The 25,386-nt window shown below is 34.2% G+C and carries 17 protein-coding genes and 1 tRNA gene; 11 read left to right on the top strand and 7 right to left on the bottom strand.

Features of this window, described 5'->3' with window-relative positions:
• The first annotated feature begins 109 nt into the window (after nucleotides 1-109).
• From ATE84_RS02980 to ATE84_RS02950, 7 genes are all read left to right on the top strand, one after another.
• Entirely contained in the window at nucleotides 110-3,121 is a 3,012-nt protein-coding gene (locus tag ATE84_RS02980; protein ID WP_101445660.1) for a TonB-dependent receptor, read from the top strand.
• Nucleotides 3,122-3,131: 10 nt separating this feature from the next.
• Nucleotides 3,132-4,574, top strand: a complete 1,443-nt coding sequence (locus tag ATE84_RS02975; RefSeq protein ID WP_233195733.1) for a RagB/SusD family nutrient uptake outer membrane protein — start codon at nucleotides 3,132-3,134, stop codon at nucleotides 4,572-4,574.
• Nucleotides 4,575-4,633: 59 nt separating this feature from the next.
• On the top strand, nucleotides 4,634-6,004 hold the full coding sequence (locus ATE84_RS02970; RefSeq protein WP_101445658.1) for a glucoamylase family protein: 1,371 nt from the start codon (nucleotides 4,634-4,636) through the stop codon (nucleotides 6,002-6,004).
• 46 nt (nucleotides 6,005-6,050) lie between these two features.
• Nucleotides 6,051-8,297, top strand: a complete 2,247-nt coding sequence (bglX, locus tag ATE84_RS02965; protein ID WP_101445656.1) for a beta-glucosidase BglX — start codon at nucleotides 6,051-6,053, stop codon at nucleotides 8,295-8,297.
• A 121-nt stretch (nucleotides 8,298-8,418) separates the two neighbouring features.
• Entirely contained in the window at nucleotides 8,419-8,694 is a 276-nt protein-coding gene (locus ATE84_RS02960; protein ID WP_101445654.1) for a glycoside hydrolase family 97 N-terminal domain-containing protein, read from the top strand.
• Nucleotides 8,695-8,709: 15 nt separating this feature from the next.
• The gene (locus tag ATE84_RS02955; RefSeq protein ID WP_101445652.1) at nucleotides 8,710-10,740 is read left to right on the top strand and encodes a hypothetical protein; all 2,031 of its coding nucleotides are present in this window, start codon (nucleotides 8,710-8,712) and stop codon (nucleotides 10,738-10,740) included.
• Between the two features lie 166 nt (nucleotides 10,741-10,906).
• Nucleotides 10,907-12,484, top strand: coding sequence for a solute:sodium symporter family transporter (locus ATE84_RS02950; protein WP_101445650.1), 1,578 nt, complete (start codon nucleotides 10,907-10,909; stop codon nucleotides 12,482-12,484).
• On the opposite strand, the gene ATE84_RS02945 is transcribed toward ATE84_RS02950, so the two are convergent.
• Together ATE84_RS02945 and ATE84_RS02940 are read right to left on the bottom strand one after the other, a co-directional pair.
• Entirely contained in the window at nucleotides 12,481-13,479 is a 999-nt protein-coding gene (locus ATE84_RS02945) for an IS1595 family transposase (protein ID WP_101444842.1), read from the bottom strand. The two genes, ATE84_RS02950 and ATE84_RS02945, sit on opposite strands and share 4 nt — an antisense overlap.
• 155 nt (nucleotides 13,480-13,634) lie before the next feature.
• Nucleotides 13,635-16,511, bottom strand: coding sequence for a T9SS type A sorting domain-containing protein (locus ATE84_RS02940; protein ID WP_101445648.1), 2,877 nt, complete (start codon nucleotides 16,509-16,511; stop codon nucleotides 13,635-13,637).
• 323 nt (nucleotides 16,512-16,834) lie between these two features.
• Between ATE84_RS02940 and ATE84_RS02935 the strand changes: the two genes are divergently transcribed.
• Together ATE84_RS02935 and ATE84_RS02930 are read left to right on the top strand one after the other, a co-directional pair.
• The gene (locus ATE84_RS02935) at nucleotides 16,835-17,038 is read left to right on the top strand and encodes a hypothetical protein (RefSeq protein ID WP_143273552.1); all 204 of its coding nucleotides are present in this window, start codon (nucleotides 16,835-16,837) and stop codon (nucleotides 17,036-17,038) included.
• A gap of 202 nt (nucleotides 17,039-17,240) precedes the next feature.
• On the top strand, nucleotides 17,241-17,456 hold the full coding sequence (locus ATE84_RS02930) for a hypothetical protein (protein ID WP_101445645.1): 216 nt from the start codon (nucleotides 17,241-17,243) through the stop codon (nucleotides 17,454-17,456).
• A 133-nt stretch (nucleotides 17,457-17,589) separates the two neighbouring features.
• Here ATE84_RS02930 and ATE84_RS02925 read toward each other — a convergent pair whose 3' ends face one another.
• From ATE84_RS02925 to ATE84_RS02910, 5 genes are all read right to left on the bottom strand, one after another.
• Nucleotides 17,590-18,396 (bottom strand): hypothetical protein, encoded by an 807-nt coding sequence (locus ATE84_RS02925; protein ID WP_101445643.1) that lies wholly within the window; start codon nucleotides 18,394-18,396, stop codon nucleotides 17,590-17,592.
• A gap of 122 nt (nucleotides 18,397-18,518) precedes the next feature.
• Nucleotides 18,519-18,650: a hypothetical protein gene (locus tag ATE84_RS26705; protein WP_255411974.1), complete on the bottom strand. Its 132-nt coding sequence runs from the start codon at nucleotides 18,648-18,650 to the stop codon at nucleotides 18,519-18,521.
• A gap of 270 nt (nucleotides 18,651-18,920) precedes the next feature.
• On the bottom strand, nucleotides 18,921-21,962 hold the full coding sequence (locus tag ATE84_RS02920) for an aminotransferase class III-fold pyridoxal phosphate-dependent enzyme (protein ID WP_369828487.1): 3,042 nt from the start codon (nucleotides 21,960-21,962) through the stop codon (nucleotides 18,921-18,923).
• Between the two features lie 327 nt (nucleotides 21,963-22,289).
• Nucleotides 22,290-22,363 (bottom strand) — tRNA-Ala (locus ATE84_RS02915).
• An 80-nt stretch (nucleotides 22,364-22,443) separates the two neighbouring features.
• Entirely contained in the window at nucleotides 22,444-23,244 is an 801-nt protein-coding gene (locus ATE84_RS02910; RefSeq protein WP_101445641.1) for a universal stress protein, read from the bottom strand.
• 211 nt (nucleotides 23,245-23,455) lie between these two features.
• On the opposite strand from ATE84_RS02910, the gene ATE84_RS02905 reads away from it, so the two are divergent.
• Both ATE84_RS02905 and ATE84_RS02900 read left to right on the top strand, forming a co-directional pair.
• Nucleotides 23,456-23,956 (top strand): GNAT family N-acetyltransferase, encoded by a 501-nt coding sequence (locus tag ATE84_RS02905; RefSeq protein ID WP_101445639.1) that lies wholly within the window; start codon nucleotides 23,456-23,458, stop codon nucleotides 23,954-23,956.
• On the top strand, nucleotides 23,953-25,281 hold the full coding sequence (locus tag ATE84_RS02900) for an MATE family efflux transporter (RefSeq protein WP_101445637.1): 1,329 nt from the start codon (nucleotides 23,953-23,955) through the stop codon (nucleotides 25,279-25,281). The genes ATE84_RS02905 and ATE84_RS02900 overlap by 4 nt, the downstream gene beginning before the upstream one ends.
• The last annotated feature ends 105 nt before the right edge of the window (nucleotides 25,282-25,386 follow it).

Raw genomic sequence — 25,386 nt, 5'->3', positions numbered from 1 at the left:
AAAAAGAGATGTTTATGTTTGATGATGTAAGAATTTATTAATACTACAAAATTTTTTACAACGGCAATAAGTAATTTTAACCTAGTGTTAACAAATAATTAATTTTTAGATGAAAAATCAAATTCTCATTTGCTTACTGTTGATCTATAATAGTGTAATGGCACAGCAAACTATTACCGGAACAATATATTCTGATAACAATATGCCACTACCAGGATGTAATGTTTTAGTAAAAGGAACATCCAAAGGGGCATTAACAGATTTTGATGGAAGATTCACAATAAATACTCAAATAGGAGATACTCTTGTGGTAAGTTATTTAGGTTTTAAAACCAAAGAAATCGTAATAACAAAAAGTATTGACTATACTATATACATGGAGTCTAACGCTTCAGAACTAGAACAGGTGGTAGTTGTAGGATATGGAACACAAAGAAAATCTATTCTTACAAGTGCAGTAACTACTGTTAAGGGAGGCGAATTATCCAGAGAACCAATTATTAACGCTTCTCAGGCACTACAAGGAAAAGCTGCAGGTGTGCAAGTAATTGCTTCAGATGCACCCGGGCAAGCTTCAACAGTTATTATTAGAGGGTTAGGAACTATTCAAGGTGGTAGAGAACCATTATATGTAGTTGATGGTGTATTGACTAATAATATTAATAACATCAATACACTAGATATTCTTACTATGAATATCTTAAAAGATGCTGCATCCCTGGCTATTTATGGAAACAGAGGAGCTAATGGAGTTATTATAATTACTACTAAAAGGGGAAAAACCGGAAAGATGGAAATTTCTTTTGATTCCTATACAGGGTATCGAGATATATTAAGTAGAGTTAAACTGGCAGATGCTGGATCTTTTGTGACGTATAATAACGAGGCAGTCCTGAGAGATTTAAGAAACGATGATGATCCAAATAATGATAATGATACCAATGATTTTTTCTTCTCCAATCAAAAATATAATACAAATTGGCTGGACGCAATAACAAGAACAGGTCGTATATCTAACTACAACCTATCGGTATCAGGAGGGTCAGAAAAAATTCATTCTTTTTTTAGTGCAGGCTTTAATAAAGAAGAAGGGATATTAATAGGTAACAACTTTGATAGACTTACATTACGTAGTAATGTTGATTATAAGATCAGCGAAAAATTAAATTTTTCTCATAATGTAAATGCACAATTGGCTAATGTAACTCCAAAAGGATTTAATGCATTCACGAATGCTTATAAACAATCCCCTATTGTGCCTATAAGAGATGAAGAAGGACGGTTTGGGTCATCAGTAGCATATAATAATGTATCTAATCCCGTAAAAGATTTATTTTTTCAAGACGAAAAGCAAAAATTCTTTAAACTGCAAGGAGCATTTAAACTAGACTATAAAATAATAGATCCATTAACATTTACATCTCGTTTTTCTATCGAAACGGAATCCGGAAGATTTTACAAGTTCGAAGATAGATTAGGATTATTTCTTGCTAATAATCCTGCAAATCTTGAAAGTAATTTTGAAGGAGGGATAGAAAACCCTGCAAAAACCAGATTGATCGTTACATATACCAATAACTATAGGTGGTTTTTAGATAATTATTTCACCTTCAATAAAACATTTGGTGAATCTCATACAGTTAAAGCGACTTTAGGAATTACCTCTGAAAAATCAGGAAACGAACGTTTAGTAGGCTCAAGGGTAAATGTACCAAATAATCATCTTAGATATAATTTGCATTCTGGAGATGAAGATAATAGACAAGAATCTGATGGAGGATTTGGTAATCCAGGAGAACCAAATGATGATAGAAGTATATTTAAAACAGCTTATTCATATATAGCCAGAGTAAATTATGATTATGATAATAAATACTTATTTAATGCTTCTTTTAGAAGAGATGGCTCAAGTAAATTTCAACCCGGAAAAAGATTTGGTAATTTTTATGCAGTAAGTGTAGGTTGGGTATTGACCAAAGAAGATTTTATGCAAGATGGATGGTTTGATAAACTAAAACTTAGAGCAAGTTATGGGGAGTTGGGTAATCAAAATGTACCTTTTAATGTAGTAACCGCAACAACAGGTAGTGGCGGGTTTTTCCCTTTCGGACCTAATCAGGAGCTACAGCAAGGGATTACAGTTACAGGTACCATCAATGAAGACCTGACCTGGGAGAGAACAAATGAATTTGACGTAGGGTTAGAATTTGCTCTTTTAAATCATAAATTAAGTGGAGAGCTAGATTACTATCAAAGAACCAATACCAATGCTACTTTAGAAGTACAACTTCCAGATGTTTTTGGTTTTGATCCTTTTAATTCTCATGTAGGAGAAATTGTAAATAAAGGAGCAGAAGTAACATTAAACTGGGCAGATACTATAGGAGCGGTAAAGTATAATTTGGGAGGAAGTTTCTCCTTTAATGAGAATGAACTTACCAAAGTAACCAGCCCGTTTTTTAATGAACAACAAGGAGGAAATATTGATAATGGGCAGTATACCAAAAAAGTAGCTGTAGGACAACCTTTAGGAAGTTTCTTCTTGTATAATGCAATTGGTATTGATGACAGAGGAGAATTAGTATATGAAGATGTAAATAATAATGGTATTACCGACGAAGGAGACAGAAAATTCTTTGGATCTTATATTCCAAAATTTTTCTTTGGACTTAATCTAGGAGTTGAATATAAAAACTTTGACTTTTCTGTAGATACTTTTGGTAATTTAGGTAACAAAGTCTATAACGGGAAAAAAGCACAACGGTTCGGAAATGAAAATATAGAAGAATCTGTATTTAACAATAGATGGACTTCTGGTAGACCGAGTAACACTACTCCAATTGCTTCTAATGATGTACCACTGTCTTCTAATTATTATTTAGAATCGGGAGATTTTTTTAGAATTAATAACATCACATTAGGGTATTCTTTGCCAAAAGATGTTATAAGTATTTTCTCTAAAGTCAGAATCTATGCATCGGCAAAAAACCCTTTTATTTTCAAGAGATTTTCGGGGTATACACCAGAACTTCCGGGAGACCCTCTGAGGACAGCCGGGATTGAGCTAAATGCATATCCCACACTCAGGTCATTTTATTTTGGTATAAACACTTCTTTTTAAAAAAATTAATATGAAAAATTCAATAAAAAGCGCAATGCGATATCATCTTTCTTTGTTTTGTATGCTCACCCTAATATTAGCGTGCAGTGAAGATTTTCTCGAAGTAGAGTCAAATCAAGAAACAGAAGGAGCCATAACTGTCGAGAATGCTTCAGAGCTTGTAAATGCCGTTTATAATAGTTTTTTACAATGGCCAATGAGTTCATTTTCATGGAACGGGATTTCTAGTATTACTTCGGATGATGCAGATAAAGGTAGTGATCCGGGAGATACAGGAACAGATAAACATCTATTAGATGCACTTACTTTTGATGCCACCTCAATATCATTTAATGAAATATGGGAAGCCCACTATGACGGTATACAAAGAGCAAACCAAGCATTAAGTAGGTTAGAATCCTTTAATGAATTAGACGATACGTTAAAAAGTAGACTTATTGGAGAAACAAAATTCTTAAGAGCATTACTATATTTTAGATTGGTTAAAATGTTTGGAGGTGTACCCTTAATTGGAGATGTTCCAGATCTTAATTCAAACCCGAATGAACTTCTAAAAAGAGCTACAAAAGAAGAAATCTATGCTTTTATCGAAACAGATTTACAAGAGGCTATACTGGCATTACCCAAAAAGAGTGAATATGACAGTGCTGATTTGGGTAGAGCAACCAATGGAGCAGCAAAAGCATTGTTGGCCAAAGTGAGTATGTATCAAAATAAATGGATAAAAGTATATGAGCTTACTAATGAAATTATAGGATCTGGAGAATACGGTCTTACTACCAATTATGAAGATATCTGGAAAGAGATTGGAGAAAATAATACCGAATCTATTTTTGAAATACAAGCTCGTGGAGAAACACCTACTGCAGGAGTACAAGGGTATAGTGTGAGTCAAGGAGCCAGAGGCGAAGGTGGCTGGGGCTGGGGATTTAATACTCCAACCCAAGACCTTGCCGATTCATACGAACCAGGAGATAGAAGAAGAGATGGTACTATAATATTTAGAGGTGAAACTTTATTTGATGGTAGACTAGTCGCAAATACGGTAGTAAATCCAATGTATAATCAGAAAGCATACTCCAGTGCATTATCAGATGCCTGGGAAACCGGTAAAAATATACGAATACTACGTTTTGCAGAAATACTATTGATCAATGCCGAGGCAGCTTTACAAGTTGGAGGAGATGCCGCAATCCCATTAAACCAAGTTAGAAATAGAGCAGGTCTAAGTGATGCTATAAGTGTAAATCAAATGGCCGTTTGGAACGAGAGAAGGTATGAACTTGCTTTTGAGCATGATCGGTATTTTGATTTGGTACGACAAGGAAGAGCTGGTACTATTCTTAGAGCACATGGTAAGTCCTTTGTTGATGGAAAACACGAAGTATTTCCTATACCTAATGATCAAATCCAAAAAAGTGGAGGGCTTCTTATCCAAAATCCTGGATATTAAAATAACCCTAAACTCAATTAGAAGAAATTTTCTGACTTCAGAAATAAAAATATAATCTTATGAAATCATTAATAATAATTAAAGAAAAAATGTTTTTACTCTCATTTATCTGTTCTTCGATACTGTTTTTTAATAGTTGTAATACAGACGATGTTACACCGCCGCCACCCGATGTGGTAGCGATATTTGAAGAAGAAAATCCAATACCAGAAATTCCTTTTGAAGAATTATTGGATTTGGTTCAGCAACGCACCTTTAATTATTTCTGGGATTTTGCCGAGCCAAATAGCGGTTTGGCAAGAGAGCGTTCACAAGAAGATGCATTCGAAGGGCAGTCTAAAAGAGTAATAACCACAGGAGGATCTGGGTTTGGAATAGCATGTTTTCCTGCCGCAGTCGAAAGAGGATGGATAACCAAAGCAGAAGCCATAGAACGGATACAAAAAATATTGAGTTTCCTGGAGGGAGCAGATTCTTATCACGGTGCTTTTTCGCATTGGTACTATGGCGACACAGCCAAAACAAGACCTTTCAGTACACAGGATGATGGTGGAGATCTTGTTGAAACAGCATTTTTAATACAAGGATTATTAATAAACAGACAATATTTTTCTGCCAATACTACAGAAGAAAAGGATATTAGAGATAGAATAACGGCACTATGGGAAGCTGTAGAATGGGATTGGTACACTCAGGGAGAAAAAGTACTTACATGGCATTGGTCACCCAACCATAATTTTGATATAAACCTAAAGATACGAGGATGGAATGAAGCACTTATCATCTATGTATTAGGAGCATCATCCCCTACTCATTCTATAGACAAAGAGACGTATGATAATGGATGGGCATCTAATGGAGGAATGAAAAATGGAAAATCATTTTTTGGTACAGTATTACCTCTAGGTCCAGATTTTGGAGGACCCTTATTTTTCTCACAGTATTCCTTTATTGGTTTAGACCCAAGAGGATTAGAAGATCAATATGCGAATTATTTTGATCAGAATAAAGCACATGCACTTGTCAATTATGAATACTGTATCGAAAACCCAAAAGGTTTTAAAGGGTATGGAGAAAATAGTTGGGGACTTACTGCAAGTGATCAACCTAGTGGATATGGTGTGCACAGCCCAACAGAAGATAATGGGGTTATCACTCCAACAGCAGCACTTTCCTCTTTTCCTTATACTCCAGAAGAATCAAAAAAGGCATTAGAATATTTTTATTATAAGCTAAACGACAAGTTATGGGGCGAGTATGGTTTCTATGATGCTTACTCAGAACAGCAAGATTGGTATTCTGATGGGTATTTGGCAATTGATCAAGGACCTATTGTAGCAATGATAGAAAATTATAGGACACAACTTCTATGGTCACTTTTCATGAAGGATCAGGAAATAAAAGATGGGCTCTCAAAATTAGGATTCTAGAAAAGAATTCAATCAAACAATTATAAATATAAGAATCATTTTTTTGATGAAAAAAATAGTATTGATCATATCACTTGGAGTATTCTGTTTTAGTTGTAAAAACAAAACAAAATTATCTGGTTTATCAGATCAGGATACCCAAATAGAACATAAAATAGACTCTTTAATGGTTTTAATGACATTAGAGGAAAAAATTGGACAAACCGTGTTATACTCTAGTGGAGCTGATATTACAGGGCCTGTACTGGATAAAAATTATGTAGAATATCTTAGAAAAGGACAAGTAGGAGCTATTTTTAATGCTACTGGTTCTGCTTATACAAGAAAACTTCAAAAAATAGCAGTAGAAGAAACACGTTTAGGAATTCCGTTACTCTTTGGTTATGATGTAATTCATGGATATAAAACTATTTTTCCTATCCCTATGGGAGAAGCTTCTAGTTGGGATTTAGAACTCATGGAAAAGAGTGCTCGTATTGCTGCTATAGAAGCTTCTGTAGAAGGATTACATTGGACCTTTGCTCCTATGGTAGATATTGCTAGAGATCCAAGATGGGGTAGAATATCAGAAGGTGCTGGAGAAGATACTTATTTGGGGAGTTTAATTGCCAAAGCAAGAATTAAAGGATTTCAGGGAAATGATCTTTCTAGTAAGAATACCATTTTGGCTTGCGCCAAGCATTATGCTGCATATGGTGCAGCGCAAGCCGGGAGAGATTATCATACTGTTGATATTTCTATGAATACACTAAGAAATGTGTATTTACCACCTTTTAAAACAGCGGTAGATGCTGGAGTAGCTACTTTTATGACCTCATTTAACGAACTTAATGGGATACCAGCAACAGGGAATACCTTTTTACTTGATCAGGTTTTGCGAAAAGAATGGGGATTTAATGGTTTTATAGTAACCGATTACACATCTATAAATGAAATGATCCCTCATGGCTATGCAGAAGACCTAAAACATGCAGGAGAATTAGCAATGAATGCCGGAGTAGATATGGATATGCAGGGAGGAGTATATAAAAATTATATGCAGCAATCTATAAAAGAAGGTAAAATAGAAGAAAATAGATTGAACAAAGCTGTAAAAGATATTTTAAGACTAAAATATAAACTAGGCCTCTTTGACGACCCATATAAATATTGTAATGAAGATAAGGAGGCCAAAGTAATTCTTAATGATGATCACCTAGAAACAGCTAGAGATGCTGCCAGAAAATCTATCGTTTTATTAAAAAATAAAGATGAGGTACTGCCTTTAAATAAGGTAAAAAAGATTGCTCTTATTGGTCCATTGGCAAGTGATGAGTTTCATATCATTGGTAACTGGGCTGCGCATGGTAATAGAGAAGGGGTTGCAGTAAGCGTAAAAGAAGGTTTCGAAGCAAAAGAAAGCACGTTTACATATACCAAAGGTTGTGAGATTGTAGAAGGAGATACATCAAATTTTGCAGAGGCAGTAAAGACTGCACAGAATGCTGATGTGGTAGTTATGGTTATGGGAGAACTAGAAAATATGAGTGGTGAGGCAGCCAGTAGAACAAGTATTAAACTCCCGGGTCATCAACAAGAATTAATTGCTGAAGTAAAAAAAACAGGAAAACCAATAGTACTGGTCTTATTAAATGGGAGACCGCTGGATTTATCATGGGAGAATGAAACTGTAGATGCTATTGTAGAAGCATGGTTCCCAGGTACAAGTGGGGGTCATGCTATTGCAGATGTATTGTTTGGAGATTATAACCCTTCGGGAAAACTAACAGTTACATTTCCGCGAAATATTGGGCAAATACCTGTTTTTTATAATATGAAAAATACTGGGAGACCTGCCGATCTCGAAGGGGCAAATCCAAGATTTGTTTCTAGATACTTAGATGTCGATAACTCACCATTGTTTCCATTTGGATATGGATTAAGTTATTCAACCTTTCAATATAGTGATGTGGCTTTAGATTCTGATGTGCTTACATCAAACTCTAAAATCACGATTACAGCCAGTATTACAAATACAGGGGACTATGATGGAGAAGAAATTGCTCAATTATATATCAAAGATAGATTTGGAAGTATTACCAGACCAGTTAAAGAACTAAAAGGATTTAAAAAAGTATTCCTAAAAAAAGGAGAAACAAAAAAAGTAGAATTTACCCTAACTGCTAATGATTTAAAGTTTTATGACAGTACTATAAATTTTGTGAACGAAAAAGGAAACTACGACCTATTTGTAGGTGGTAGTTCAGATCAAAAATTCACACATCAGTTCTCATTTTCTGATCACCAACTTTAGTTTATGAACACTAACACCAGGTAAAAAAGGATGTTAGTGTTCTTTTATCGGTTTTGAAAAAAATAAGTTACAATTTAAACTATAGCTTATAATGTTAACAAGCGTAAAATATATTCTTATCATGATACTTCTTTTGTCGTCTTGCGATAAAAGAAAAGAATCTGTAATAGAATTAAAGTCGCCAAACGCTAAAATATCTATGCATTTTAGTGTGAACTCTAATGGAGAACCTTGGTATATGGTTCATCATAAAACCGAAACTATTATAGATACCTCTTTTGTTGGGTTTCAGTTTAAAAATAAAACAATAAAAGTAAATCATACTACTTTATTAAATATGTCGCTAGCTTCTGGAGGAGGCATGGCAATACATATAAAAGAAGTAGCCAATTATTAATGTAAATTTTTTATCATGAAAATAGTAAAGTTTTTTTCGAGTATACATTACATCCTCTTTATGGTGTTAGTGTTGAGTTTATCATGTGAAGATGATCTAGAGGAACTACAAACCATAAAGTATGCTCAATGCGAAGACGATAATGTTGTTGCAAACCTTAATGTCGTTACAGATTTTGAATGTCAATCGAACCAAACTTTACCTAAAGTAGAGGTGATCAGAAATCCAAATGAAGTTGGAATTAATAAAAGTAAGTTTGTTGGTAAATATGTAGATGGTACCGGAATTCAGGATGCTTTGGTTATAGATTTTGGAAAACCAATAGATTTATCTACTCATGCACTATTTAAAATTAAGATTAAAACTGATATTTCGGCAACAGCAAAAGTTAGATTAGAAGGGAGTTCTTCGACTCCTGTAGAAATAACAGTTTCTCTTGATGGTAACAATAAATGGATAGAGTATCAGTTTGATTTTAGCGATCAAAAGGATCAAAATCATACAAAAATTGTAATATTCTTTAATCAGGGTATAGAAAATGATGGAACAAAAGAAGTATATTTTTTAGATGACCTCTTTTTTGATGTGTCCGTTATTATTCCTGATCCTTGTGAAAATGTCCAAAAGGATTCAAGCATATTAAGTGACTTTGACTGTCAACAAAATGTATTCCTAGGAGACCCTACTATGGATACTACAGCTCCTGTTATAGCGAATCCAAATAAAAGTGGAATCAACACAAGCCAATTTGTAGGAGAATATAAAGATAATGGCACCGAGCCTTTTGATAATTTGTTTATCGACTTAGAATCACCAATAGATTTATCTGTCAATTCACAATTGAGTATAAAGGTTCTTGCCAAGAAGACCGGCCCATTAACTGTAAAACTTGATGGAGGTACGCCTATTGAAATAACAAAAACGATAAGCACGATAGATCAATGGGTAGAATATACTTTTGATTTTAGAACGGCTATTGCAGGAGGAAATACAAATGTATTGTTGTTTTTTAATGCAGGTATGACAGATGGCACAGCAGAAGATATTTATTATATAGATGATATTAGATTTAAAGAATTTATAGACCCTTGTGCGGGCACCATTGCAGATTTAAGTATTGTAAGTGATTTTGAATGTCAACAAAATTTTCAATTAGGCAATAGTCCTGGATTTGTACCTGTAGTAGAAAACCCAAATAAAAGTGGAATTAACACAAGTGAGTCCGTAGGAGAATATACCGATGATGGAACTAATGCATGGGATAATCTGGCTATTGACTTTGGGGGAGTTATCGATTTATCGGTTAACTCACAATTGAATATCAAAATACACTCTAGTAAAACAGTTCCATTATTAGCCAAACTTGAGGGCGGTACTGCTGCAGAAATATGGGGAAATATTGATGTAGTCGGAGAATGGAAAAACTACATTTTTGATTTTAGTGCTGCGGCAGGTAATGGAAATACTAAAGTAGTTTTGTTTTTTAATGGAGGTCAATCAGACGGTACAGCTACCGATATCTATCATATTGATGATATAAAATTCACACCTAAGGATTGTAGTATTATTGTAGAAGATTGCACAGGAGTGACTCCTGATCTTAGTATTATAAGTGATTTTGATTGTCAACAAAATTTCCAACTAGGAGGCAGCCCTGGATTTGTACCCGTAGTTGCGAATCCTAATGTTAGCTGCTCCAATAGAAGTTCTAATGTTGGAGAATATACTGATGACGGAACCAATGCATGGGATAATCTGGCTATTGATTTTGGCGGAGTTATCGATTTATCCGTTAACTCGCAATTGAGTATTAAAATACATTCGAGCAAAACCGTCCCTTTCTTAGCTAAACTTGAAGGAGGTACAGCTGTAGAAATATGGGGAAATATTGATGTAGCAGGAGAATGGAAAAACTACACTTTTGATTTTAGTGCTGCGACAGGTAATGGAAATACTAAAGTAGTCTTATTTTTTAATGGCGGGCAATCAGACGGTACAGCTACCGATACCTATCATATCGATGATTTAAAATTTGTAACTCCCTAGTCCCGTAAGAATAAATTCTTACATTCAGTTATACCCCCCATTTGAACTGAATGATTTGAAGTTATTCAATAAAGGGAGAGGAAAAACCCTCTCCCTTTTTTAGATATGCCACCAAACTTTAATGATGGGATAACAAAAAGCAAAAGCAAAACAAAAATTTAAAAACATGGGAGTACTTATATTTATAGCTTTTACGGCTATCGTTGGCGTTATTTCATATATGCTAACTAGAAACACTAATGAAAAATCATCTGACGGATATTTTTTAGGAGGACGTAGTTTAACAGCATCAGTAATAGCAGGATCGTTATTATTAACCAACCTGTCTACAGAGCAAATTGTAGGTTTAAACGGGGCTGCCTATAAAGAAGGAATCCTGGTTATGGTATGGGAAACACTAGCAGCAGTTGCTATGGTAGTCACTGCAATATTCTTATTACCCAGATATCTAAAAGGAGGAATAACTACAATACCTCAATTTTTACAAAGAAGATATGATAGAACAACAAAAGCGATTGCATCTGGACTATTTTTAACAGGATATGCTATTATTTTGTTACCAACAGTTTTATATTCGGGAGCACTAGCTATAAATACCATGTTTGATATTCCTAGGCTTATGGGGATATCAGATACTACAGCATTATGGACTACTGTATGGGCGATAGGAGGTATAGGTTCAATTTATGCAATTTTTGGAGGTTTAAAAGCAGTAGCCGTATCAGATACCATAAATGCTGTTGGATTGTTAATAGGCGGTTTAATGATTCCTGTATTTGGATTATATGCCATAGGAGATGGGAGTTTATTAGGAGGAGTTAATGTATTATTAGAATCTCATCCCGAAAAATTTGATGCAATAGGTTCTCCAGAAGCTTCAGTGCCTTTTTCAACTATTTTTACAGGAATGATGTTAGTACAATTGTTTTATTGGGGTACCAATCAAGCGATCATTCAAAGAGCATTAGGGGCAAAAAATTTGAAAGAAGGTCAAAAAGGACTTTTGTTAGGGTCTTTTATTAAGATTTTAGGACCTGTTATTGTTGTATTACCAGGAATCATAGCATTTCATATGTTTAAAGGAGAACTTGCAAACCCTGATGAAGCATATCCTATGCTGGTAAGTAAAGTATTACCCGTATCTCTGGTGGGTTTTTTTGCTGCAGTATTATTTGGGGCTATTTTAAGCTCATTTAATAGTGCTTTAAATAGTTCGGTTACTTTATTCGGGATAGACATTTACAAAGAATATATACATAAAGAAGCAAGCGAAAAAAAAGTTGTTAATGCCGGGAAAACCTTCGGAATATTTTTGGCACTAATTTCGATGTGTATCGCTCCTCTTTTAGCGTATGCAACAAATGGATTGTTTGGATATTTGCAAGAGGCAAATGGAATTTATAGTATTCCAATCTTAACGATTATAGTTGTTGGATATGTAACTAAACGTGTTCCTGCTATTGCAGCAAAAATTGGAATTATTTCAGGATCCTTATTATATATTATTAGTCAATTTATACTAAAACCCTTTGTAATTGGAACAGAGAACTACCCTCATTTTCTACATGTAATGGCAATATTATTTATGCTAAATATTATAATCATGTTAATTATAGGTAGGCTCTACCCCAGAAAAGAAGAGTATAAGCAAGAATACACAAAACAAGTGGATATCACTCCCTGGAAATATGTAGAAGTAGCAGGAGGGATAATTTGCCTGCTTGTTATAGCTATTTATGGCTAAGTTCTAAAAAGCATATTATTTACTACTATGTTTTTAAATTCCATCCAGGCAGTATTGGAAGCAAAGGCTATAGCTGCTACGGTTGCCATTTTACTGGTTGAATTTTTTATTTTTTCTAAGACTAAAAACCAATTCAGATAATTCTGAAGGTATTTTGTTGCCACTCCATTGAAGGGCTCCATAAATTTCCTTAGACGCATATCCATATTATTCACATTTTGTACGTGATATATTTTGTCAACAGCTCTTTGACCCTTCGAAGCATTAAATTTTTTGTGTGCTACCTTCTTGTCTTTTGCAAATGCAGTATAGCTTCTGTGACTGTCGCTACAAAGGGTTTCTACTTTAGCCAACTTCCCTTGTAATATAGTCTCCAAGTCACTTTTACTAATGCGACCTCTGGTAGCTACTTTGAAATCTTTGTTCCCTGATCGGTCACAACTGGCTATCACAGCTACTTTTTCATTACTGAGACCAGCTTTACTTGCCTTTGCGCCACGTTTTCTAGCAGGACGATCCAAATTTCGATTCCCTTTTTCAGAGTAAGCAAAGAAAAGATCATCACTCTCTAGGATTCCTTGGAATTCATCCACACTTACGCTCCCAAAGGAGACAAGTAATTTGTGCCTCCAATCAAAAGAAGTCTGAATAGAAATCCCTGTTTCTTTGGCACTCTTGCGAATACTATATCCAGAGAGTAAACAGAATAAATAACGATTAACTTTGTCTTTCTTCTTGAGGTTGTACCAGAACTTACCGGTAGTTTCACTAAAGTTTTTATGACAAGTATTACAAACATAGCGCTGTACTCCTTTGAGCTTACCATTAGCCTTAATTTTATTGCACTTACAATGAGGACAGCTTATGGCTTTACTCTGATTGCTATCAATCAGGGCTGAACCCTCAGTAGAGATCTCCAATAATGTGGAAACAATTTCTGATTGAACCAAAGCCGATGAACTAATGAAAAAATCTCTAAAATCTTCTGGTATCATTTCTCCGTTTTTATAAAGTAAAGATAAAACATATTCTAATTAGAACTTAGCCCTATTTATTTATATTTCTCTTAATTAACCAAGTTAGAGGAATATAAAAAAGGCCTTGATACTAAATTTAGTATCAAGGCCTTTTTTATATAATTGAATTTACGTTATTGCTTGATAATAAGCTTTTTGGTTAGTGTTTTATCATTTAATATAACCGAAAAGAAATACATTCCATCTGGTAAATTGCCTAATTCTACTCTGTTTTCAGATACTTTCCCATTTTTTATTATCTGACCAATATGGTTAATGATTCTATAATTTGAACCCTTGATATTGTTCATTCGAATCATGATAACGTCTTTTGCGGGAATAGGATGAATAACAATATCAGAGCTTTCTATATCCGTTTTTATACCTGTATTAAGGTTATGTAGTGTAGCATTCTCTAAACAGAAGGTTTTAGTATCTTGAGAAGAAAATGATCCACCTGAGACTAATACAACCCCCGAAACACTATTGGTTAATTCATAAGAACCATTACCATAACTACAGCAAATCCCATCACCATATGTATCCTTAACTACTAATGTGTAGCAATCTGCATCCAGAGTTTTAGTAACATTAAGAGTAGAGCCATCTGTTTGAGAACCATAAGATCCTCCTGAGTGTACTACCTGGTTGCTGGCATTTTTAATTTCCCATGTGGTTTCTTCGGGATAATTATCAAAAGTAATACGCAGTTTTACATCGTTTGTAGAAGGCATTCCTGCAATAGTATAGTTGTTATATTTCTTAAAGAACCCAGGGTCTTCTATATGATATAAACCAAAAAGCATAGTAGAAAAATCTACACCTTGAATGGTTTCTGCTTTCCAATTAATATCCTCTTTACTATATCTCCATAAAATTTCAGTTTGAGAAGCATTAGGTAACGTATAAATTCCTTTTCCTGATGTATATAGATTAAGAATATCGTTTTTGATCTCATTATTTTGATCAACGGGTAAAAAACCTGCAATAATGTGTGGTGATACGATCTTAGTCCAATTATCATTATCATTATTATAAATTTTATCTGCATGATAACCGTTTATTGCATTGGCAGCACCAGCTCCTGTACCCCATTCAAAAGAGGATCTGGTAACAGGGCTATAATATTGATCTTCAGAAACATATTTCCACCAATTTTTATCAGCATTTTTTGCATTTTTCATATAGTTAACATAAGAAGTACTAGATGCAAAATCATGGATTAGGTAATATGAAAATTGAACCAAAAAACTAGACACGAAATTGCCATTACTATCTGTAAGTGTTTCGTTGTTGATTACTTGGGTATTGGGAGCAGTGTAGCTTGCAGTTGCTCTGGGAAGTAAATATTGCCCATTACCGTCTGTATTATATGGGTTTTTATAAAATTTGTCCCACAGCGTTTTACCCGATGCAGATCCCGATCGATGTATTAAATCGGCTACAATGATATACTCATTATAAGGTAGAGTAGTTGTACCAGGAATACCTTTTCCTGCACTATCTAAATCTCTATATATGGTACCATTAGCTGCATTTTCTATCGCTTCATCCCAAGTTATAGAATTCCATAACTGATTCACAAGGGTTGTAATCCGTGTCTTTTGTTGTGTTGTAGCTCTGTTAGGTGCAGAAGGGTCTGAAAAATATTCCTTTGCAAATAGCGCTCCAGACATAAGGATAGCAGTATCTATAGAGCTATATTCAGAATTCCAGGCCCTTACTCCACTATTTGGATCAAAAAAGTGTCTGACAAAACCACTGGCATTTGTATCCAAATTAAATCCAGAAGTATGCCCTGTCATTGTTTCTAATGTTTTTATAACCAAATCAGGAGCATTAGACTCCCAGTTTTTTTCATTGGCGATACATAAAGCGATCAATCCCATTCCTGTAGATGCGGTAGATCCAGGATGATAATCATTATTACTAGAAATCAATTTAGCATCCCGATACGCACCTTTATTGGTTCTAAGCAATTTGAAGACTTCATAAGAATTCTGAGTTAATTGATCTATAGTACGATTAGTATTTACAAGATAAGTACGTTTTGTTCTAAAAAGGACATCATCAAAATAAAAGGAATTAGTATTAGAAGTATCGTTATGGCCAAAAAAGATGGATAGTTTATCGTATGTAGTGTTTTGAGGAATTGAACTAAAATCAAAAGAATATGTAGTCCATGTATTTGTATTACCGATAAACCCTCTTCTCTCAATAGATTCTTGGGTGATTGAGTTTTCTAATTTTACGGTAAACCGGGTATATTGATCGTTTCCAGAATTTTGATTTTGTAGAATTTTGATTTGTAATTCATTGTGAGTACTATAATCAATAGTTCCGATAGTGGTTGAAACAAAAGAATAAGCATCACTGTTCTTTGTAAACAAACCACAAGTAGCACTTGTATTTAGTGTCTGTAAAGGTTGTGGGTTATTAACGGTATTAAAAACTCCATTATTACCATTCCAGTTTGTACCTCCAATTTCAAAAGTATCAACGATTTGAGTGTTTGCCTGCGCGGCGGTATAAGCAACAATATCATCAAAGTAAAATTTCTCTCCGCGATTAGAACCAGGGTCAAAAAACAAGATTATTTTGTTTAATCCAGAGATAGAACTACCATCACTAAAATCAAATTCGTATTCGATCCACTTATTGATTTCTGTAATCGTTGTAGTTTTCTCTATCGCACCACTATCTCCTTCTAATTTTATCGTAAATGATCTTAGCGAACTACTGTATATTTTAATTCTGATTTGATTAAAGATAGTCAGGTCTATTCCTTGATTTATGGATGCAAAGAATAGGCTATATGGATGCGAAGGTGATTTTGTGTATGTACCTATTTGTGATTGATTATTTTCGGGATTGCTTTCTAAGGCGTAAATACCATTAGAAGCAATCCATTGAAGTTGAGCAGTGTTCGATTTAAAATCCTCATAAACTTTTTGTGCCTGTATTCCGTTTGTAAATAGAACAAATAATAGTAATTGTACAAATTTTGTCATAGTTAATAATAGTTAAGTTAATACTAGATTTTTGGGCAGAAAACGACCTTACTTTTTTTTGCATTGTTTAATTTTTGTATCTAATTAATAAAGGTGAAGTGTAGGTATTTACTTTACTATTTTAATACTTTCATAAAGTTAGATGATGTATTTGTAAAAGTAGTCTCCTTTTTTTGAGTGAAAATATAAAAATGGCATAACGTATTGAAAATCAAAATTTTACAAATAAGTATTTATGGGATAAACCGCTGTTTTTTAACATATTAATGTATGTATGATGTATGGGTTTATCTACCTATTACTACTTTATTAATGCTTTTTCCATGGATTTAGTGCCTTATGTAGCTGTTTTAGATAATTCTGAAACCAAAGAAATACAGGATAGTATACTTATTATAGGTAGGATTCAGAAAACAGGTACATGCGCTTTAGACAAACTAAATTCATTACAAAAACACCTCTTTTTTCCGATAAGATTACGCTTTAAAATACGCTCTTATACTCAAATGCAAGACAGGAAACGGTAACATCACGAATTAAAATTTAGCTTACGGTTTTCCTTACGTATTGAATATGGAAAAACCATAATTTCGCTTTTATTACGATGCCAATAGGGAAAAGAATATAATCAAAAAGCAATGATTATTATTTTTCGCAGTACAGTATGCGTTTTTAATCCATAGTTATGAATATCATGTTAAAGCAAATACAATTGATCAACTTATTCGTTTGCAAGCTACGGGATCTCCCATAGAACTGGCAGCAAAGTTAGGAATCTCTAAAACCAAATTATATCGTACGCTTTGTATTATGAAAGAATTGAATGCACCTGTAGAATTCGATACACTCACACAGAGTTTTGTATACTCCGAACCGGTAGGATTTAGTTTTGGATTTTATAAAAAAGGTCAAAAAACGAATATCATTACTCCTTTTATAGGGTAGCTAAGAGAACGGTTAGCCCAAAACCTCTTTATCTTATTTCAAAAAAACTTTTATTTTTTTTCTCATTCTCAAAAAACGAAACTGGGATGATTTAATATTCCATAGTCCATCGCTGCCCAGATAACTTCAATCGCTATTGCAACACATCTTTGTGAGCAGATTCTATGGCTCCCGATCCTATTAGCAGTCCTTTTTCAATATATTTATGATACTGCATTCTGTCTTTATTTTTACGATAATATTTGATCAATGTGTTTCTTTTTCCAGTTGTTTTGCGCTGTTCTGATAATTCTTCAAGTGCTACAATAATGGGGTCAATCCCTTTGGTGAGCATCATTTCTGAGCATGTGTCAATCCACTTATATCTTTGTTTTTCATCTTTATAGTAAAGTTTAGCAAATTCGCATAGATGTTCTTTACAATGATAATAATCTACAATCTGTATACTTTCAGGATAGTGTTGTTCTATCCATGTCCAAATCCACCTTGCGCCATCTGCTATAAAGACAAGAGAGTTTAGGTTTTCCAAATGATAATCCATCTTTGTAATGAATTCCTTATAATCCCCTAGATGGGTAACATAGGTAGAAGCTGTCAATTCTGTGCGTTTCGGGCTTACTTGAACGATATCCTTGGGTTGGTATATTCTACCTAGCTTACTCTCTTTCCAACTTTCCTCTCTTGTTAGGTACATAGCCCCATCTACACTAACATAATGAAGTTCATCCGCCTTGCCTGATTCATATTCTTTATAAACCAGATTTTCGATAACTGTATTGTCGGCATCTTCAATCCATTGTCCATATTTGTGGCAAACACGCTCTATTTGCTTAGCATTAACCCCTGCTGTCAAATTATTGATCACATCTTCTGCTTCACTAAACACCAAATACTGACCAATGTAACACATGGTTTCTTGAGCCAAACTACTAATACCCATAAATCCTGGAGATTGTGCAATAACGTGAGACTTACAAGACTCTATCTTTCCAAATCGGGTTTGAAGTTTTTTTTTGAGTTCTTACTCTTTGGAACATCGCCAGCAGATAATTGTAAAACTTCTTACTCAACCTTTGACATCATTGCAGTGTAGGTAGATTCGTATTGATATCCATTCTCCATACGAGAAGGATCAGATAACCATTGTTCAAAATGTTTGTCGAAGATTAACGAGGCTTGAGTCTTTATATCCATTAGATCTGTTTATGCTAAAAATACTAAATTCTAACAAAAAGGGAAATTTGTCATATACCCCTTAAAAATCGTTTCGATTTTTCTTTTTGTTTTACCAACTTAGATTCATAGCCAAAGAAAGTGGCTCTGGGAGGCAGTTTATTTTCTTCGAATATCTAATGATTAAAATGATTGGTTTGTTCTGAAACGGGTTGTAATGGCTCTTTACTACAGCTATACATCCCTATTGACCCTAATAATATGATTACATATTTTAATTTCATCATTGTCTTATATTTCTTTAATACTCTGCATGTAGTCTTCTGCACATACTTTATCGAGGTAAAAAATTAATTCTTCTGCATTTTCTTCAGTAAAAATCATAGGAGGCTTAATTTTTAATACATTGTGATCCGGGCCATCTGTGCTCATGAGGATGCCATAATCTTTTATCCTGTTAGCCAAATAGTCAGCATGATTTGCCAAAGGATTCATATTATCATCTACAAGCTCAAAACCCAGAAATAACCCTTGCCCTCTAACATCTCCTATGATGGGATATTTTATAGTTAGCTTTTTTAATTCTTCTTTTAAAAACGTTCCGATTTTTAGAGCATGTTGTTGTAGTTTATCACGTTTTACAGTTTTAAGCACTGCAGTACCTATAGCCGAAGAAACTGGATTTCCTCCAAAGGTGTTAAAGTATTCCATTCCATTAGCAAATTTGTCTGCTACCTCTTGTGTGCAAACAACTGCTGCCAATGGGTGTCCATTACCTAAAGGCTTTCCTATGGTTATAATATCTGGGATTACATCGTATAGCTGAAATCCCCAAAAGGTCTTCCCTACTCTTCCGCAGCCTACTTGTACTTCATCAGAGATACATAACCCTCCTGCGGCCCGAGTATATTCGTAGGCTTTAGGTAAAAAGCCATCTGGTAATTCAATCTGGCCACCACAACTTATAATAGGCTCTATGATAAAAGCACCAACACCTCTTCCTTTTTTATGCACCTCTTCAATACAATTCTGAACCTCTAACGCATAGTGTTCTCCTGTGTTTTCTCCTCTGTATTTTCCTCTATAGGCATCAGGTAAGGGAAATATATGAGTATGCTCTGGAGCTCCATGGCCTCCATTACCATCAAATTTATACGAACTAATATCGATGCACATATTAGCATTTCCATGATAACCAACTTCTGAAGCTATAATATCACACTCTCCCGTTACAGCCTTAACCATTCTAATAGCTAGTTCATTAGCTTCACTTCCAGAATTAACAAAATGCAATACATTTAACTCTGGAGGCAAAGTTTCTATCAACTCCTTTGCTAATTGATTAATAGTATCGTGTAGATAGCGAGAATTAGTATTAATCAAGGCCATTTGTTCTTGCCCTGCTTTGACTACAGCATAATTTTCGTGTCCTACATGAGCTACATTGTTTACTGTATCTAAATACTTTTTACCATATTGATCAATTAGATATTGTCCGGCACCACGTACCATTTTAATTGGTGTTTTATATTGCAAACTCAAGCTCTTACCCAGGTGTTTTTTTCGATATGTGATTAACTCTTCATTAGTCGCATCACTTTGAGAATTCAGGCTTTCTAATTTGAATAAAAAGTTAGGATCCGGGCATAGTCCTTTCCACACGTCTATTTGATTATAATACGCTACTCCAGGAAAGTCTACAGTATAGTTTAGCATAGAAAGCATTATCTGAAAATGTAAATGTGGAGCCCAATTTCCATTTTGAGTAGGATCACCAAGGTATCCAATACACTCCCCTTTTTTTATGATATCTCCAGGCTGTTTTTGTATAACACTATCAACTGTTAAATGCCCATATAGGGTATAGAATTCTAATGCATCATTTTGATGTTTAAGTATAATTAACCCTCCGTAGTTTTTATCTCCGGTATGGTTAAATGCGGCTACAACTTCTCCATCTAAAAAAGCATGAACCCGAGTATTTGCTGGTAACCAAAAATCTACCCCAAGATGAACCGTTCTACTTTCTCGTCCGCTATTTCCTGTTTTATCATAGGTAGTTGATGTGTATAGTGCTCTTGGTTCTAGATACCCACCTGCGATAATCTTGTTAGAGTTTTCCTTTTGAAGCCGATCTATTTTAAATTGAAATACCTCTAAATCATTAAATTCTTGTTGGTGCCCAACCCATTTGCTGGATACGCTTAAATCTAAGAGGCATATCTCATTTTTTTGAATTGAAGGAAACAGTTCTGATAAGGAATAGGTGTTATTTTCTGCCCAAGCTCTAAATGCTTGTTCATTAGGATGTGCAGAATACTCACAAATATGTCTAAAACTATAATGGGCATACTCTTCGCTAATTTGCCTCCATTTCTTGAGGACTTCCCAAGCTGGCTTTTCACTAATTAGTAAGTATGTATTATCGGGTTCCTCGATTTTATTAATAGCAGATTTTGTAACGGAAATTACCAAGCGCATGGCTATTGCTATATACAGATGCTTCAATTCACTTTCTTTTAACGAAAAAGTAGTATGGTATCCTTGCAGTATTGGTAAAGTTGCTTCTAGTGGATCATTATGATTCATTATAGCATACGCACATGCAATAGCTACATCATTTATAATCTGTGTGTGTATTGCATCTCCATAATCTATTGCTGCTTTAACCTTAGGGTTGATCAAATCTTCTGAAACAATAACATTATTGTCATTAGCATCGTTGTGAACTACCGATTTTCTAAGTGTAGTATACGAATCCTGAACGGTCTCAAATCTATTTTGAAAAAAAGAAATGATATCTTTTTCTTCTCCTTCAAACAGATGTAGATGTTTTTTGGTCCATAAAGATTGTGCGATGTCCCAAACAAATTCACGATGTGCTTCAAGGTGATCAAATCCTTGTAAGGCACTTGTTAGCAATCCACATTGTTCTCCTAAGCTATGTCGTAACGTATCTAATTGCGGATTAACACTGCTCCATACTCTACCACTTATCCAGGATAATAGACGTACTTTTCTAAGTGTATTATTGTCATCTATAATTTCGGATATGTGATTCCCTTCTTTATCTCGGATTACTCTGGGTGCTATAAGATCCTTTTCTTTTTTTTCTACATATTCTAATAGCTGTTGTTGATAATCCAGATAATTGATATTTTCATCAGGTCTTGATATTTTAAGAATATATTCATTTCCATGTTCAGTTTTAATCCTAAAATTAAAATCAATTTCTCCAGGAAGAGATGAGGCTTTTCCTTTAATATCGAATAATTGATGCAGTATTTGTTCTGCCTGATTAGTAGTTATTTGTAAAATAGAATATTGCATCATTTATTTATTCGTTTTCAGGCGTAGTGCTTCGTTAATTATTACCATTTGTTGACATGATGTTACAAAATAGTAAATATATCTATAAGAGTTACAATGTTATAATTTTACTCCTTTCAATAGTAAGAAATAGGAGTGACTAACCAATGATAAAAGGAAAAGTAGTTTTATTGTTGGCTATTGGAACAGATGGTTTTAATTTTAGGATTAAGACGTGATATGGAGTGGTTAGTTTTAGAGTAACCGATTTTCTTTTTTTACTATGGATTAACAAATTTAATCAAATATAAAAATCTTCATAGCTTTTTCTAAAGCCATGAAGATTTAAGGTGGAGAAGATGGGAGTCGAACCCACGACCTCTTGACTGCCAGTCAAGCGCTCTAGCCAGCTGAGCTACATCCCCAATTTTTCTCATGGGGATGTAGCGAAGTGCCTGTCCCGATGAGCGTAGCGTTTTTAGGAAGCTACATCCCCAGTATTTTTTTAATCTGACCCTCTTAAAACTAATAAAGGAATTCTACTATCAAAGTCCTTTTTAAGGATAGCATCTTTTTCCCAAAGTTTGGCAAAGAAACCTCGTTTTCTCCTAAAAACACAAACAAGATCCGGATAACTCTCATTAAGATGCTCTAAAAGTCCTTGAAATAAGGTAGCATTTTCAGACGACTTATATGATGAGGTAATCTCACCTAAATCCTTATCAAACTTAGAATCTTCGGCTAAGAAATTTGCTGTTTTTACCTGAAGCAATTTCAAATCACCACCAAAAGTACTTAAAATTTCCTTTACAGGAGTTAATGCATTTTTCTTTTTCACGATACCTGATTTGACTGCCATAAGTGTCTTTTTGATAGGCATAAAAGTATACATTTGAGGAATAATTAGTACAGGGATTTCTGTATTTTTCACAAGACTTCCAGAAACAGCACCAAGAAAATAAAGGTCTTTAATATCCTTAACCTCTGCACCTAAAACGAGTAAATTTATAGAGTGCTTTAAATTAAATTTTGGGATAGCTTCAAGAAGTTCTCCTTCTAATGGTAAAGCAATTACTTCTACTCCTTTTTTGTCAATTTTTGCAACTTTTTCTTGAATAGAAGAGGCTGTGATTTCCTTTAGTGTTTTGTTTACAGAGGGAAGACTACTAGATCTGGGTAGTTCTTTAAAAACCTCTACGACATAGACCGTTGCTTTGAGTTCTTTTGCAAAATCTATAGTGTATTGAAGTCTGGCCATGCTAATTGAATGTTCAGACAACCCCAAGGGAACCAATATATTTTTCATTAACGATTATGATTTGTGATTTAAAGTATAAAATTACGATTTTAGACCTTTTACTAACTAATTTCTTGACATAATATTATTTCTAACCCGTTTCTAATGGTTTAAAATGAATTTTTTTCTTAATTTTTTTTTAAATATTCTGTAGAATATGACGTATGGTTATTAACTGAAATATAAAGTTAGTACTTTTGGGTTTCTCCAAAAAAAAAGTATGATTCGTAAAGCAGTATTATCTGATTTGGATGCTATTTACACATTGACTCGATCTTGCGCCAAAGCGATGATAGCTAATGGCATATATCAATGGAATGAGCATTATCCAACACAGGAACGTTTTCAAAAAGATGTTGAGTTACAAGAGCTATATGTTCTCGAAGAAGAAGATTATATCAAAGGAATTATTGTGCTTACTGATCTAGTAGATGAAGAATATATTCCTGTTGGGTGGTTAACAGATAACACCAATAATCTTTATATACATCGTGTAGCAGTTGATCCAGAATATTGGGGAAAGGGATATGCTCAAAAACTAATGGATTTTGGAGAAGAATATGCTCGAAAAAATCAATATCAATCGGTTAGATTAGACACTTTCAGTCAAAATAAAAGAAACCAGAAATTTTATGAAATCAGAGGGTATCAACGTTTGGAGGATATCTATTTTCCAAAGCAAAGCGAACATCCATTTCACTGTTATGAGTTGGTTTTATGAGTAAGATAATTGGTTTTAAAAATATAAATCGTCTGGCTATTCCGGCTATTATTGCCGGTATTGCAGAACCATTGCTATCGATAACCGATACAGCTATCGTAGGTAATATTCCCGAATATGGTACCGAATCCCTTGCAGCAGTAGGTATTGTTGGGTCTTTTTTGTCGGCACTAATTTGGATTCTCGGGCAAACCCGAAGTGCGATATCTGCTATCATTTCTCAATATCTGGGAGCAGGAAAAATAGAAGAAGTAAAAACATTGCCCGCGCAAGCTATTTTCTTCAATGTGGCTCTTAGTATTTTTGTATTGATCTCTACTGTTTTCTTTGTTGAAGAGATTTTTAAGTTGTACAATGCTTCAGGATTAATTTTAAAATACTGTGTAGTCTATTATGATATCAGGGTATGGGGGTTTCCTTTAACCTTATTCACATTTGCTGTTTTTGGTATTTTTAGAGGGCTACAGAATACATTTTGGCCAATGATTGTTGCTGTAATTGGTGCCGTAGCCAATATTGTTTTAGATTTCATTTTGGTATATGGAATCGAAGGGTTTATTCTTCCAATGGGGATTAGCGGAGCCGCATGGGCAAGTTTAATTTCACAATTACTCATGGCAATTATTGTCTTTATATTATTGTTGACTAAAACCAATGTAAGCCTCAAGTTACGTTTCCCTCTAAATAAAGAATTGGGTAGACTAGTTACCATGAGTCTTAATTTATTTGTACGATCTATAGCATTAAATACAGCATTATATTTCGCAACCTCTAATGCAACAGAATATGGGGATGAATATATTGCTGCATATACGATAGCAATGAACATCTGGATGTTTACTGCATTTTTTATTGACGGTTATGGAGGAGCAGGTAATATCCTTGGTGGAAAACTATTAGGCGCAAAAGATTATAAATCCCTATGGAAATTAGGTAAGCGTGTAAGCACTTATGGTATTGGTGTGAGTTTGATTTTAGCAATATTTGGATTTATATTTTATGATGCAATAGGAGAAGTATTTACAAGTGAAACCATAGTGTTAGAAACATTTTATAGCGTCTTTTTTATTGTTTTAATTGTACAGCCCATTAATGGTTTGGCTTTTGTCTTTGATGGAATTTTTAAAGGTCTTGGCGAAATGAGTTATTTAAGAAATGTATTATTGGGAGCAACATTCTTAGGGTTTATACCTACTCTTTATTTATGTAACTTTTTTGATTTAAAGCTATACGGGATATGGATAGCGTTTACGGTTTGGGCACTTTTTAGAGGAGTAGCACTCGTCATAAAGTTTAGAAATAAGTTTTTGCCCCTGATTTCTTAAAAAGGATAAATAAGAATAAATAGTAATGGAGCATAGATAAGGATTAATAGAATCCCTATTCGTAATCTGTTTTTTTCAAAAAATTCTTCTAACATCTTCTTCATA

The organism is Aquimarina sp. MAR_2010_214, from assembly GCF_002846555.1.
In the GTDB taxonomy this organism is placed as follows: domain Bacteria; phylum Bacteroidota; class Bacteroidia; order Flavobacteriales; family Flavobacteriaceae; genus Aquimarina.
Note: the sequence above shows the minus strand (reverse complement) of the source record. Positions and strands in the feature narration are given on the sequence as shown.